This is a genomic window from Ornithinibacillus bavariensis, from assembly GCF_050433565.1.
Classification (GTDB): Bacteria; Bacillota; Bacilli; order Bacillales; family Amphibacillaceae; genus Ornithinibacillus; species Ornithinibacillus bavariensis.
Map to the genome: position 1 here is coordinate 101,269 of NZ_JBNPWZ010000007.1, position 15,360 is coordinate 116,628.

Sequence of the window (15,360 nt, forward strand, 5' to 3'; positions counted from 1 at the left end):
TTCCTACGTCTAAGTTTTAAACACCAATATAAATTGAGGTAACTGACGATGCGAAAAATGATTTGGTTTACACTTTTACTCCTTTTTATGGCTAGCACTCTTGTAGGCTGTCAATTAACTAATTCCACAGAACGACTAACAACGAATGGTAATTCGGACTCCAAAAAATCGTCCAATACAGAGCTGCGTACAGTCAGTATTTCTAGTTCAAGAGGATTTGCTAACACAAACTCAGACTATTTCATTGAATATGATGATACTTCGACCCTATCTTTTTTTGAAAAACTAACTACTAGTGCTGAAAAAGTTCCTGGGATAGTGAATATGGCTGAGCCTGAATTTGATCTATTCATTACTTATGTGGACGGAAGCACCGAAGGATATCATTTGTGGGTAGGAGCAGACGGGGAAGAAAGCACGTTGATGCATGCTAAGGACACACATACCATCTACGCCATCCCAGAAGATTTGACTTCATCATTAAAAGAATTTGTACAATCAAAATAAGAGGTTCCTGGCATGATAGCAGGAACCTCTATATATTGTGACCTAACCAAAGATCAAAAGATAAATAAATACAATAACCATCACAATTAATCCAAAAGGAACACCCATTTTAGCCCATTCTTTACTGGTAATTCCAAGCTTATTCGCAGATATAATGTTTGGAATGTTACCTGGAATAAGCATTCCACCACTAATAATTAAGCCTAATAATAGAAATTCTATCGTTTGGTAGGACATTGCTGGACTTATTTCTGCAGCAGCTAATGTTGCGTTATCTAAAACCGCTGATATCATATTGATCCAGTACAAAATGGTTGGAGGTAAATCTAATAAATAACGATCCACTAATGGCTCATATCCCGCTCCTAATAATGTTAATCCCATTACAAATAAATAAATTTTAAAGGAACGGATTAGTATTTCTGAGTAGCTCTCTGCATCATTATCCCCATCTAAGCCACGGTCACTCTGACTAGGCTTTAGAACAAAATAAGATACAATACCAATTGCTAGAACAACGATAATAACCTCTAGCCCTATGGATTGAAACAGATAGGAGAAGCTTTCATTCAGTTTGTTTGTCGTTATTGTTGCTAACGGCTCACCAATTGGCGTTAATACGGCCCCTAGTCCAATCGAAAAACAAGCTAGGATAACGGTTCGAATTTCAGTCTTTCGATCCAGCTTCAAGACACTCACGATGGAAACTAGAACAATAGCTGCGATAATTGCTGTAATAACACTTGATAATAGTCCTAAAACAACAATAATAACAGCAAGAAATAAACTTATATTCATTTTTTGACTAACCTTTAAAATGAAGCCTTCGATCGGTTTCTTTAACCATTTAAACAACAGGCCAGCAATTAGAACGGCTAACGTAATAAAGATAGGATCCTTCAATGCCTCTGCAAATAACTCTATATTCAAAACACCACTGACAATTGCAGCTAGTAGCCCCATCACAAATAAAAATGGTTCTAAATTTCGTTCAATAGGTTTTACAAAGAAAGGTAAAAATAATACAAGGAATAAGATAATAATAAGACCAACGGTCATTGACTATGCCTCCAGTTCGTAGATGAAATTTTTGTTGTTAATATAAGGTTAATCAAATAATGAAAAAATATTAGTGAGCGGATTCACATTTAAAAATAGGCTTCCCTTTACATATGTCTAATTTTACCACAACTAACCAGAAGTTTTGTTATTGGAGTCCTTATCCTTTTTCACGATTAAATAATATAAAACTAGAACCGGTGATAATAGAATGGCACAGCATACAAATGCAGTTCTTATTGCCAACTTGGTTGCTATAAGACCAATCACTGGGCCACCGCTAATTTGGCCAATAGCATCTATTTGTCCCTTCACAGAAAAGAATGATGCGCGTGTCTTTGAATCGACGATTAGTTGGTTCAACCAAACATCCACTAATGGCTCCATCGTATGTCTGCAAATTTGGATTAACATATAGAATACAAGCAAACCAATAACCAATGTTGAAAATGCAAAGCCTAGCAATGAACTAATAATGATAAAACTACCGATAAATAATGCTATATAGATTTGTTTTCTTCTCTCATAAATCGTGCTTTTACTAATAAAATGTAGCGTTATAAAGGAAAAAAGTACAATGACGAACTCAATAGCCCCCATAAATATAACTAGTTGTGAATCCGTAAGCTTCAATAGATTTGCAGCATCAATAAAATGTGTCATCCAAAGTCTATCAAAGCCCTCACTATACAGACCAAATAATAAAGCAATTAAAAATAATATCCGCAATAGAAAGCTAGCTTTGGAATATCGAATAATGTTCTTCATATTCTTCTTCAGATGACTCCAGGTAGAATCCCTTTCCTCTTTATTAGCAGGATGAAAGTTCTCTTCCTTCATATAGCGAATTAATAGTACAGCTAATAGCAGCATACCAATTCCACCTAATAGAATTGGGAGATTAACCATAAAGTACCCAACTCCTATACTTAATGGAATTGCTATGATCCGACCTAAATTCCCTGCTCTGGCACCTTTTACAAACGCAGCAGATGCCTCCTTCTCTCCAATCTCATCTGCAATCCATGCTTGCTGGGCACCGCTAGTAAATGTGTACCCTATTCCCCATAACACCTGTGAAATAATTACGGTAACAAACAAAGGGAAAAGTCCCTCTATTAAAAAACCACTCCCTATTAAAAAGTACCCGATAATAATAGATAGCTTCCGACTCTTTAAATCCGCAACAACTCCCGTCGGAATTTCGAATAGGAAAACTGTCAGTTCTAGCACCGTTCCAACTAAAACAAGCTGGAGCGGATCAAGCCTTACAATTTGTACATGATACAACAAGTTTACGGTAAAGATAAATGTAAAAATTAGTGCAGATAAAAAATTGGTATAGATATAGACTTTATAAGGATCTCTATCACGTAAAAACCTCAATTTTTCTACTTCTCCCGATTATTTTTTCATTTAGTATAACACAAATGGGAATAGTTACTATTTTTTAAAAAGGTTGAATAGGGGGGAAATATTAAAGCTGAAGCCTGTTGTGTTATACTCTAATATGGAAAGTTACTAGAAGAAAGAAGGAAGATTAACAGAATGAATTGGTATGAAAAACTACAGACCTATTTTCCAGTTGATGAAATGAAAGCAAAGGAACAGCTTGATGCACTATTAGAAGAAAAAGGGAATATATATGTTAAAGATGAGGGAAAATATCATATTGTCATGTATGCAGAATTTGATACGTTCATTTTTGTCGATTTCTTATTAGTCTCCAAAGAATCAAGGGGAACAGGAATTGGCCATCAAATCATTGAAAAGTTAAAAGCAAAAAACAAACCAATTATTTTAGAAGTTGAAGCAGTTGATCCTAATAGTCCTGACACCGAAAAGAGGCTTCGCTTTTATAAGCGAGAAGGTTTTAACCCAGCAAAAGACATCCAATATCGATTCCAGGCATTTTTATTAAACGATGAGGTACCGTTAGATATATGGTATTGGGCTGACCACTCCATATCCGAAATGGAGATATTTGAATGGATGAAAATGGTCTATTCGGAAATTCACTCCTTCCAAGCAGAGAAAATCTATGGGTGTGTACCAAAACCAACTCATGACGTAATCCAATATGCTGGAAACGAAAATAGCTTGGTTTAAGCCCAAACGAATGAGCCGTAGATTACTATCTACGGCTCTCTTATTTATACTTCCTGAAGTTCACTTGTTAAACATAGTGCTTCTGCGGTGGAAGCTTGAATTTCCTGAACAAGCTCTGGATTTTCTTTCAGTGATATATCATAAGAAGGAACCATTTCTTTTATCTTTGGTTTCCATTCTTCTAAATGCTCTGGGAAGCATTTTTCAATTAACTCCAGCATAATCGATACTGCGGTAGATGCACCCGGAGATGCACCAAGTAACCCTGCCACAGAACCATCAGCAGCATGCACTACCTTCGTACCGAACTGTAGTGTTCCCTTACCACCCGCTTCAGTCTCTTCAATCACTTGAACACGCTGACCAGCAACGACAATATCCCAATCCTCACTTTTTGCATCTGGAATGAACTCGCGAAGCTCTTCCATCCGCTTTTCTTTCGTTAATAAAAGCTGTTGAATTAAGTATTTCGTCAATGCCATGTTTTTTAGGCCTGCACCGATCATATTCACGATATTGTGCATTTTAACCGAAGTAATTAGGTCAAATATAGAACCTGTCTTTAGAAACTTCGGTGAAAATCCTGCAAACGGACCGAATAATAAAGACTTTTTATTATCGATATATCTAGTATCGAGATGTGGTACAGACATTGGCGGAGCACCGACCTTAGCCTTACCATAAACCTTGGCATGATGCTGCTCAACAATTTCCGGCTTATTACATACCATAAATAATCCGCTTACAGGAAAGCCGCCAATACCTTTTCCTTCAGGGATACCAGTTTTTTGGAGCAAATGTAAGCTACCTCCACCTGCACCAAGGAAAATAAATTTGGCATGATGGCGTTCCACCGTACCATTTTGAAGATTCTTTACTTTTAGCTCCCAGGAACCGTCATTGCCACGCTTAATGTTTTTTACCTGATGCTGATAATGAATCGTTACACCTTGATTTTGTAGGTGGGTAAATAACATCCGTGTTAAAGCACCAAAGTTCACATCTGTACCCGAATCAATTTTCGTAGCAGCAATTGGCTCGCTTGATGTTCTTCCTTCCATTATAAGCGGGATCCATTCCTTTAAGGTCTCTGGGTCATCGGAATATTCCATTCCCTCAAAAAGTGGACTTTTTGATAGCGCTTCAAATCTTTTTTTCAAAAAGTTAACATTTTTATCGCCCTCAACTAAACTCATATGAGGAATTGGCATAATAAAATCACTTGGATTTTCAATTAAATTACTGTTTACAAGATAAGACCAAAATTGTCTAGATAGTTGAAATTGCTCATTAATTTTAATTGCTTTTGTTATATCGATTGTTCCGTCTGATTTCTCAGGTGTATAGTTAAGCTCACATAATGCAGAATGCCCTGTTCCTGCATTGTTCCATTCATTAGAGCTCTCCTCACCCGGTTTATCCAGCTTCTCGAAAACGGTAATGTTCCAGTCTGGTTGTAGCTCTTTTAACAGTGATCCTAATGTTGCACTCATCACACCTGCGCCAATCAAGATGACATCTGTTGTACCTTGTTTGTTACTCATGTTATCCTTCCTTATCCCCTAAATATTAGGCAGTAAAGGGTGGGCTCACCCGCTTCTTTTCTGAGAAAAACTCGCATTCGCACGTCTTTCGCGAAGTGTTTGCTTTTCTTATGCTGGCGGGAAAGAATTTTTAACTTTCCTATCTGCCAAAAAGCAAGGCGCCTAAGTAGAACGCCCTTTTCTGTCACAAAAATATCATATAACTATTATAACTATTCTTAAGTCTTTATTTCTACCATTATTATAAACTATTTTATTGCACTTAAAAAGCGAGATATTATTCTCGCTTTTTAAGGACTACGTTTTGAGTCACTTTATTTCTTTTATTTTAATAACGCTCGATCCATATCTTGGATATTTGCTATATCAGTAAAGACGGTAGTTGGAGTCGTTCAGAGATTGGTAATGAAACAGCAATACTTCGAGTAAAAAAATGGACGATTATGTCGTTTCCCAGTCAGCAATTGCTACTAGAAACGAAATAACCGTCCTTCAAATTACGCTAAATTAATGAACTCCTACAGCATCATATGCTGCCATAACTGCCTGTACCTCAACAGATGGCTCTCCATTGCGATCCGGATACAAGTCACGAGCTGCTTGAACTGCTGCTTGGCGCATGTCACTAAAGTTAGAAGAAGCTGTTAAATAATGGGTTAGTGTACGATAGAAGATTTTTTCTGCCTTTTGTTTTCCAATTCCATTAACCGTTACACCATAATGTGTACCACCTTCTGTTATTAAATGAGCTGCTTTATTGTTGATACTACTATTGATGTGTACACCACCATTGTCCTTCTCACCCAAATAGCGATCATTGTAATGATCAGGATAGTAGCCTGTTTCTGTATAACCAGATAGAGGAACTGAACCGGGATCCTTCATATCACGTAGACCATCACCAGGGATATTTGGCGTATAAATATCTTCACCTAATAGCCACAAATCATCTCCTGTTTTATTCTCGATAAATGAACCCATAATATCAGCAAGTGATTCATTTAATGCTCCAGATTCCCCTTCATAAATGAGATCAGCTGTATGTGTAATGACACCATGGGTCATCTCATGTCCAATGACATCCATACCGCCTGAGGTAGAAATCATGAGCTGGCCGTCTCCATCCCCATATATCATTTGTTTGCCATTCCATCCAGCATTATTCCATTTCTCTCCAACATGAACCGTTGAGATTAACTTCATGCCATTATTATCAAGGGAATCCCTATTAAACACTCTTTTATAGTAGTCATACACCTTTCCAGCATTTACATGTGCTGAAACCGCCGCAGGATCATAGAAGAAGCTTGATGAAGTTGTCACCTCAAAGCCTGTAAATCCTAATAAAGCATTGAGTAATAGAAAGGAAAACTCCGGCATACGTTGGGCATGAAATGTGTGAATACCATTTGCTCTTGTATTATCAAACAAATAACGTGCTCCTGTTTCCTTATTTAACGTAGAATTAAACGTTAAGAGGTTACCAAATATGTCCATCCCTCTTGATGTAATTGGTTCAGATGAATCCGATTCTGCTAGAGGAGATATTTCTTGTTCCTCACCAGATGACGCAACAGTGAAACTATTTTTCTGTGAATCTATGGTTGGTGCCATTTCATGAAAGGCATTGTAGCTTTTCATTATTTCACCACTAGTAGCATCTACAAAGTAATGATAATATCCTGGTGCTGGAATAGAAGTGGAAGCTATTACTAAATATGCTAACGTATGACTCCCATTGTCCGGGTACCAGATTAGCTTTGCGTCAATGCCATCATATTCTTTGACTTCTCCAATTTCCGCTTCAATATCACGTTTTGCAACCTCTAATGCTTGATCTTCCGAAAGTGTTGATTCAGATGATAGGATAGACTGTTTACGTTTTGGTGTAACATTTCCAAAGAAGGCCATTACTTGATTGTTTTTGTCTAATGCCACCGTTTGTTCAGATCCATAAATTGGAACACCATGAATCATTTCAACCGTTCTAAAATGATATGTTCCGGTCTCTTTGTCATCTATTTTGTCTATAATTTCGAACTGTTCCTTTGACTTTGTGATTTGTGATTCTACATTTTTAGTGTTTAACGATGCATTTTGTCCTGATACCTGTGTTTGAAGGAATAAATAAACAGTATCCTCTCTACTTAATCCCTTAGGTGCTTCGCTCAAGACATTTACATAAGATGGTGTGTCTACTTCTTGCCCACTAGCGGAAACATTGGTGCCAGGTAATGCTAACCCCGAGAAGGCTAACGTTGCTGTTAAAAATACAGGAAGTGCCCTCTTTTTTAAATCCTTTTTCTTCTTCAACACAATCACCTCTCCTTTTGGTTTTGCTTACACCCTCTATTATTCTTGGGTTTTCCCTAGACAGTCAATTGGGTTATAGAAAACCCTATTAAACTCGCATTTAATAGATTTGAGCTGAAAAAAAGGGTTATTTTCTAGTGTTTTTATATGAAAAATAACCCAATTTACAATTTTCCGCCTATAACCTACGCTTGAATTATACGCTGTTGGAGGTGGATGAAAATGAAAAAAATCATTTTTGGGATTATGAAGACAGGAACGTTAATTCTTTTTTGTTTATTGGCACTTTTTGTTATATCAACGAAAGCATCTGGTGGAGAGCCGTCCCTATTTGGACATCAAGTTAAAGTAGTTTTGTCAGGTTCTATGGATCCTACCTTTAAAACGGGGTCTATCATTTTAACTGAGCTAGTAGGTTCTGATACGACATATAAGAATGGGGATATCATTACTTTTCAACAAGAAGATAGGTTGGTTACGCATCGTATTGTGGATGTCATGGACGTAAATGGTAATCAATTGTTTCAAACGAAGGGAGATAACAACAATGCGGCTGACCGAGATTATGTTCAAGCCCAACATATAGTTGGAAAGTATACTGGGGTCACCATTCCAATCCTGGGATATGTAGTAGGATTCGCAACATCAAAGCTCGGAGCTGCACTTTTATTATTTATTCCCGGCCTATTATTGGTTCTATCAGCAGGTCGTTCGATTTTCTTGGCAGCTAGAGAGCTAGAAGGGAAAAAAGTAAAAGAAACGGAAACCGTTTAATCCCCTATCCTTTGAAATGAAGATATAGGGTTAAAAAATTTAAAATACTAGAGGAGGAAGAAAAATGAGTTTTTCAAAGAAGGTAAGTAAGGGAATACTTACAGCAGCACTAGGATTTTCATTAATGGGAGGAGGAACGTATGCGTATTTCAGCGATACAGTTGAAGTCAATAATACGTTTGCCGCAGGTACATTAGATTTATCCGTTAATCCAGAAACAATCGTTAATGTTACTAATCTAAAGCCCGGCGATGAAATCTCTCGTGAGTTTACACTAACCAATAATGGAACACTAGACATTCACAGGGTATTGTTGAATACGAGTTACGAGGTTAATGATGCTTTAGGTGATAATACAGATGATTTTGCTGACCATATTAAAGTAACCATACTTTACAACCAAAACAATGCAACGGTTCAAGTAATGGAAACAACCCTTAGTGAGCTTTCCAAGATCACACCTGACATTACAGCGGTTGATACATTTGTCGGGGGAGAAAAGGTTCCAAATGGACTAAAGCCAGGTGATATTAACAAAGTTATCGTCTTATTTGAATTCGTTGATAATGGGGAAGATCAAAACCAATTCCAAGGAGATGCCTTACAGTTAAAATGGCAGTTTGTTGCTGAACAGACTGAAGGACAACTGAATGAGGGTTAAAAAGAAGTACAATTACTTATCCCCGAGAAATCTATACTTCTCGGGGATAGCTTATAATTGATCACCAAGAACCTTCGATGCTTTTAAATACTGGTTTGTCTGAATATAGTGTTCAAATAGAACTTTTCCATAGCGCTTATAGTAAATAACATGATTAATCTTAGAAAAATGGGGCAGCGCCTTTTCCTCGAGAAATTTATAATAAGCATCTTTATTTCCTTGCGCTTTTAGTTTTATTATCTGGAATAAAACGATGAAATGCTTACTATCCAATTTTTCTGCTAGGGAAAGGCCTTCTTTTATTTTTTTAAGTAAAATATTCTTTCTTGAAAGATTACCTTCCAAACAAGTATCTAAATAGTTATAAAGATGTAAAAGATGGCTAGGAGATTCTGGTTCATCCAATTGCATCGCTTCCCAATGGCAGTTTTTCGATAAAGCATATTCACCTTTATGAAAATATTCAAAGCCCAGGTTATTTAGTAAGATAGCCTTTTTGGTTGTAAAGCCTAAGGTATCACAATTTTGAATTAACTGATGGTATCGTTCTACAATGTTATCGAAGTCAACGGAATCATCACGACTTAGTTGTAGTAGCATAAACGTTTCTGCATCCATCGACCGTGCATAGTTATTTGTTGCTCGAAAATAACGTAATGCCTTTTCAGCATAATAATAAGCCATGATGTGTGAGCTGATTAAATGGTAGGAAATTGCCAGGTGATAATAATATTCTTCATTCCCGTACTCATCAATTTGTACCTTTTCTAAAAATTGAAGTGGTTTTAAATGACCTCCCTGGGTAACATGAGCACTATCACTAATGTAATAGATTCCGTATATATGATGTAAGAGATTGTATTCATATGGAGTTAGCTCTTGAGATTTTTTTCTAACATTCTCGAGTATTTCAAAAGCCTTTTTATGATTTCGATGTATGATATTGTATCTAGCATGGAGTAATTGGTAGTGGGATATGTAGTAAGATGAGTAGACAAAGGCTATTTCTTCTAATTCATTCTTGATATGTTCGATCATTTCATTTCTGCCCAAAATCATGGATTGATGCCACTGTTGAAGTAACTTTTCTATTCTTTCTACAGATTCTATCTCTTTTTTTATATCTATTGCAAGGCGTTCTGAGAACAGCGTAATAAGCTCTTCAGAATATGCGGTTTTTCCTCGTTCAATTTTACTAATGTGGGTAGTTGTACAGATTCCATCCGCCAGCTGTGCTTGTGTCATGTTATTTTTTTCGCGATAGAATTTAATAATCTCTCCCTGCAGCATCGTATACCTCCTCTAATAGACTATATTTTCGCAATTTTCTATAAAGAATTATAATATATAGGGAGGTAATTAACCATAGGGAAAAAGTAGCGTTGAAACGTACGATTAAATAGCTAATAGCATCATTAAAATTACGATGTACTAAGACTTTTTACATCTTACTTTATAACGGAGGTAAATAATAACACCTATTATTTGTTGTCCCTACTAACGAGTTCCCTTGCAAATTCTAGTAAGGAATAGAAGCTTGTATATTAAGAGAAGTAATCACTTCCTACCTTATAGCAAGCTTTTCCTTCAACTCAATTAACACCTTTTTAAAATTCTCCAGACAAAAGCTGTTAGCTTCCTCTGTACTCGTATAGAATCTTATCCTCTTGCCATTTAATAGAAACGTAATTTATTTCCGGTATCATAATCCATTTATAGCAATCCCCCTCACTTCCCCATCGCATAATACTGGATCAAATATTATTAACAATGGATGGGTGCCATTATACTTTGACAAAGAAGTAATGTTATACCTTCGTTCATCCTAATAAGTTAGATAGATTGCTAGTAGATTTCTTAACTATGATCGAAGACATCTCGACAATGCTGAAATATATACAACACTACTTAAAAAAGTATAAAATAGGTTGTATATCTGAACTATTTCTGAATTTACATAATACTAGTAATTTAAAGGGGGATGGCTAGGTTGAGTCATCAAACCAATCGAAAAATGGTGACTGTGGCTATGATGGTGGCTGTATTTCTCACTGCTATTGATGTAACGGTTGTCAGTACGGCAATGCCACATATTGTTGGTGAATTACAAGGCTTAAGCCTATATAGCTGGGTTTTCGCCATTTATACATTAACCACTAGTGTCACTACTCCTATTTACGGAAAATTGGCCGATCTCTTTGGCCGAAAAATTATCTTCATTATTGGAGTAATTTTGTTTGTACTGGGATCGGTTCTATCTGGACTAGCTCAGTCCATGGAACAACTAATTTGGTTTCGTGCCTTTCAAGGGATTGGCGCAGGGGCAGTAATGCCAGTTACCTTTACAATTATCGGTGATATTTTTCCAGGAGAACAACGCGCTAAGATGCAAGGGCTATTTAGTGGTGTGTGGGGAATTGCTGGATTAATGGGACCGCTAGTTGGTGGTATGTTCGTTGATCACTTTTCATGGAGATGGATATTCTATATCAACGTACCAGTTGGTGCCATTTCACTTATTCTCGTCATTTTATTTTTACATGAGACCGTTGAACGTCAGTCGAAAAAAATTGATTATTGGGGAGCCCTCGTGTTCACCGCCTCGGTTTCTGCACTACTCTATGCGTTATTAAGTGGTGGGACAAAATATGCTTGGGGAAGCACAACGATTATTCTATTGTTGATTGGGTCTGCCATTGGTACTCTTCTGTTCCTTTGGATTGAGACAAAGGTGGAAGAGCCAATGCTACCACTATCCATCTTTAAAATTCGAGTCATTGCCATTTCCAATTTGATTGGATTTTTACTGAGCTTTGTGTTAATTGGAGCTAATGTCTACTTACCAATGTGGATTCAAACGATACTCGGACATAGTGCGACAAGCTCAGGACTAACCTTAATGCCAATGTCCTTAGCATGGCCGCTTGCTGCTACTTTTGGCGGACGCTATATGTATCGAATTGGTTCGAAGCGAACAACCCTGATAGGTGTTATTCTTGTCGCATTAGGGACAGGATGGACCTTGGCCATTCAATTAGACTCTCCATACTGGTACTTTGTCGGCTTAATGATTGTGCTTGGGCTTGGTATGGGATATGCCATTACTCCGACAACCGTTATGATTCAGGCATCCGTTGGTTGGCAAATGCGTGGTGCAGCAACTGCTTCGAATTCATTTGTCCGTTCGTTAGGACAAACGATTGGAATCACCATTTTAGGAAGTATGTTTAATTCGTCTGTTGCTAAATATGCTGCATCCCATCTACCTGAAAATGCAGGTGATGCGGAAACGATTAATAACTTACTTCAAACGAATGGTGAGGCAGGAAATAATTTAACCAATATTCCACCAGAATTAATGGATTTTGTTAATCAGTCCTTAGCACATGGGATTCACCTTATATTTATAGTAATTTTCGTTATTGCTGTTGCGGCATTGATTTCAGCTCTTTTCCTACCATCACATCAGAAGGTATTAGAGCTACAGAAACGTATCGATCAATAAATTAATGAAAAAGGTTAAACCCTGTTTTATAAGGGTTTAACCTTTAATAATTTACTAATAAATTACTCCTATTTCGGTACATCAATAGTAGCTAATACACCCCAACGGAGCCCCATACGCCACTTTCACCTTCCATCTGGTAGCGTTCTAGATTATAGCCAAAATATCTGATCACATCATTAATATATGGAACCCTTAGTTAAAAATCATAATAAACTATCAGGAAATATATTGTAGCTAATGGGATTTATTTTCAAGGAGTGAGAGTATGCCAGCCATAAGCGGAAGTGACTATATCACGCGAATTGACAATCTAAAGGCAAATGTATGGGTGGATGACAAGCCTGTTACTGGGAAAATTTCCGAGCATCCGGCATTTAAAGGAGTTATAAATAGCCAGGCTGCATTATATGACTTGCAGCATAATGATTCTTTAAAGAGTATAATGACCTATACTTCCGAAACAACCGGACAAAAAGTAGGAATGTCTTTTTTACAACCAAAATCAATTGATGATTTGATTAAAAGAAGAAAGATGACACAAGAGTGGGCATTGGCAAGTAATGGCATGATGGGTAGAAGTCCCGATTATATGAATACAGTCTTAATGGCTCTTGCATCCTCCGCTGGCTATCTAAAGGGGAAAGAAAACTGCTATCCGGAACGGTTAGTTGCTTTCTATGAGTATGCGAGAGAAAATGACTTGTCTATGACACATTCCTTTGTAAACCCACAAGTAAATCGGGCTCAATTTTACTTTGAGGATTCGGATGAACCAATTGCCGCAAAGGTTATCGAGACAAATGATGAGGGTATTGTGATAAAGGGTGCACGACTTTTAGCGACTCGAGGTGGCATCACCGATGAAATAGTCGTTTTTTCAGCAGGTGGTATACAAGACAAAGCAAATGGTTTTGCTTTCTCCATTCCAAGCAATGAAAAGGGGATACGATTTATTTGCAGGGAGTCATTCGTAATCGGTGACTCTACATTTAATTACCCACTAAGCTCGCGTTATGAAGAAATGGATACCATTGTTGTTTTTGATCATGTACTCATTCCGTGGGAGCGCGTATTTTATTATAATAACTTACTCGTTTCGAATGAGTTTGCCATGGCAAGCTCATTCCTACCATTTTCCTTGCATCAAGCAATATCGAGACAAATCATTAAAACGGAATTCGTGCTAGGCATCGTTCAATCGATTATTGATTCGATTAACATAGGCGAATACCAGCATGTTCAGGAGAAGACATCCGAAATTATTATCGCCTTAGAAACCTTGAAGGCATTAATTATTAAATCAGAGGTAGAGGCAAAGTTGGATGAATGGGGAATCATGCGCCCAGACCAAAAGACACTTCAGGTGGCTAGTAATATCTTTCCAAAGGTGTATGCACGATTTAATGAAATCATTCAACTAATTGGTGCAAGTGGACTAATATCCATACCTACAGAAAGTGCATTTGAATCACCTTTGAAGAAGGATTTAGATCATTATTTACAGTCTAAATCAGACGACGCCAAGAACCGTGTAAAGCTCTTTCGACTAGCATGGGAGTTATCGATGAGCGCCTTTGGAGCACGTGAGGTACAGTATGAACGATACTTCTTTGGCGATCCCGTAAAACTAGCAAGTCAGCTATATTATTCCTATGATAAAACCCCTTATGTGAAAAGGGTGAGGGATTTTTTAACGGAAGAGTGACGGTTGATTAATGGCTAGAAACGTATCGATTGATAGGGCAAAGGGAACAGGCAAAGGTTCTCCTTCCCTTTGCCCCATCAAATTGGCCAACCGACATGAAAAGAGCCAAGCATAATTTATGGGTTTTTCACATAAAAGCCCTCTACCAATAAGTAAGGGGTAAATGAATCATCACTATTTCCTAAATAATTTTTCCACAAGGATTTGGGACTTCAACCCTTCCTGTCCATCGACAAGTGGTTTCATATCGTTTATGATACAGCCGATGAAATGTTCAACTGCTGCTTCAAATCCTTTCTGGTGCAGGATGGTTGCCCAAGAAGGTGCCGTTTGTATGGTATGTTTACCGTCCTCTAAGATGTCCATCACTTGTAGATTTTGAACCTGAATAATCCGTCCATTGGTAAGTAATCGTAATTGCTCCAAATCCACCCCAGCTTTTCGATGCATCGATATAGTAAATGTTGCTCCATTCTTTCCTTCGAACACATGCTGTGCATATACCAAATGCTGTTCACGATTGATATCTAGCCTTTGATAGGCCAGTGTCACCTCATCATCCTGAAACCATCGGATAAAATCAACTGCATGAATATAATCATCGAGCATAGTAAAACGGTAATCAACTGGACCAATCCCATTCTCTCGATGCTTTTCAAAGGAAAGAGCAGAAAGACTTCCCTTCCTTTCTTTTGCTTCTACATACATTGGTGCAAATCGCCGGTTAAATCCAACCATTAGCTTTCTACCGCTTTTATCACTCAATTCCACTAACCTTTCTGCTTCTTCTAGTGTCGCCGCTAGTGGCTTGTCTACATATACATCTTTCCCGTGCTGTAGAAGGGTAGAGACCACCTCAAAATGCGACTCTGTTGAGCTATGTACAAACACTGCGTCACAAGCCTGAATCAGAGCTGACATAGTAGAAAAATCCTCAATTCGGTATTGCTGACAAATTCTTTTTCGCTTTATCGAATTGGGTGAATATGCACCGACAAACTGCCAGCTTTTTTCGTTTGTTAAAATTGGTAAATATGCTTTTTGTGCTATCCCACCTAACCCTACCATGCCGATTCTTGGCCGATTCATCCCAACCACTCCCCAAAGGATTAATTATATCGCTATATTCTTTCATGTGTATTTTAAAAGAGTATAAGTACTTATATGTACATAGAAGCAG

Annotated in this window: 12 protein-coding genes; 6 read left to right on the forward strand and 6 right to left on the reverse strand. The window is 37.5% G+C overall.

Annotated elements, in window-relative coordinates; genetic code table 11:
* Positions 1–48 precede the first annotated feature (48 nt).
* Positions 49–507: a YhfM domain-containing protein gene (locus HNR27_RS13070; protein ID WP_429340060.1), complete on the forward strand. Its 459-nt coding sequence runs from the start codon at positions 49–51 to the stop codon at positions 505–507.
* Between the two features lie 42 nt (positions 508–549).
* On the opposite strand, the gene HNR27_RS13075 is transcribed toward HNR27_RS13070, so the two are convergent.
* On the reverse strand, positions 550–1,566 hold the full coding sequence (locus HNR27_RS13075) for a DUF1646 family protein (protein WP_212920078.1): 1,017 nt from the start codon (positions 1,564–1,566) through the stop codon (positions 550–552).
* A 132-nt stretch (positions 1,567–1,698) separates the two neighbouring features.
* On the reverse strand, positions 1,699–2,952 hold the full coding sequence (locus HNR27_RS13080; RefSeq protein WP_429340061.1) for an MFS transporter: 1,254 nt from the start codon (positions 2,950–2,952) through the stop codon (positions 1,699–1,701).
* Between the two features lie 162 nt (positions 2,953–3,114).
* On the opposite strand from HNR27_RS13080, the gene HNR27_RS13085 reads away from it, so the two are divergent.
* Positions 3,115–3,675, forward strand: a complete 561-nt coding sequence (locus HNR27_RS13085) for a GNAT family N-acetyltransferase (protein WP_212920076.1) — start codon at positions 3,115–3,117, stop codon at positions 3,673–3,675.
* 44 nt (positions 3,676–3,719) lie between these two features.
* On the opposite strand, the gene HNR27_RS13090 is transcribed toward HNR27_RS13085, so the two are convergent.
* Both HNR27_RS13090 and HNR27_RS13095 read right to left on the reverse strand, forming a co-directional pair.
* Positions 3,720–5,219 (reverse strand): malate:quinone oxidoreductase, encoded by a 1,500-nt coding sequence (locus HNR27_RS13090; RefSeq protein WP_429340062.1) that lies wholly within the window; start codon positions 5,217–5,219, stop codon positions 3,720–3,722.
* Between the two features lie 507 nt (positions 5,220–5,726).
* Positions 5,727–7,535: a M4 family metallopeptidase gene (locus HNR27_RS13095; protein ID WP_429340063.1), complete on the reverse strand. Its 1,809-nt coding sequence runs from the start codon at positions 7,533–7,535 to the stop codon at positions 5,727–5,729.
* 219 nt (positions 7,536–7,754) lie between these two features.
* Between HNR27_RS13095 and sipW the strand changes: the two genes are divergently transcribed.
* Both sipW and HNR27_RS13105 read left to right on the forward strand, forming a co-directional pair.
* Entirely contained in the window at positions 7,755–8,306 is a 552-nt protein-coding gene (gene sipW / locus HNR27_RS13100; protein WP_429340064.1) for a signal peptidase I SipW, read from the forward strand.
* A gap of 64 nt (positions 8,307–8,370) precedes the next feature.
* Positions 8,371–8,967, forward strand: coding sequence for a TasA family protein (locus tag HNR27_RS13105; protein WP_429340065.1), 597 nt, complete (start codon positions 8,371–8,373; stop codon positions 8,965–8,967).
* A 51-nt stretch (positions 8,968–9,018) separates the two neighbouring features.
* On the opposite strand, the gene HNR27_RS13110 is transcribed toward HNR27_RS13105, so the two are convergent.
* Entirely contained in the window at positions 9,019–10,257 is a 1,239-nt protein-coding gene (locus HNR27_RS13110; RefSeq protein ID WP_429340066.1) for a helix-turn-helix domain-containing protein, read from the reverse strand.
* Between the two features lie 700 nt (positions 10,258–10,957).
* Between HNR27_RS13110 and HNR27_RS13115 the strand changes: the two genes are divergently transcribed.
* Together HNR27_RS13115 and hpaB are read left to right on the forward strand one after the other, a co-directional pair.
* Positions 10,958–12,472: an MDR family MFS transporter gene (locus HNR27_RS13115; RefSeq protein ID WP_429340067.1), complete on the forward strand. Its 1,515-nt coding sequence runs from the start codon at positions 10,958–10,960 to the stop codon at positions 12,470–12,472.
* A gap of 268 nt (positions 12,473–12,740) precedes the next feature.
* On the forward strand, positions 12,741–14,180 hold the full coding sequence (gene hpaB / locus HNR27_RS13120) for a 4-hydroxyphenylacetate 3-monooxygenase, oxygenase component (RefSeq protein WP_429340068.1): 1,440 nt from the start codon (positions 12,741–12,743) through the stop codon (positions 14,178–14,180).
* Between the two features lie 174 nt (positions 14,181–14,354).
* Here hpaB and HNR27_RS13125 read toward each other — a convergent pair whose 3' ends face one another.
* A complete protein-coding gene (locus HNR27_RS13125) occupies positions 14,355–15,269 on the reverse strand; it encodes a Gfo/Idh/MocA family protein (RefSeq protein WP_429340069.1) in 915 nt (304 codons plus the stop codon).
* Positions 15,270–15,360 lie beyond the last annotated feature (91 nt).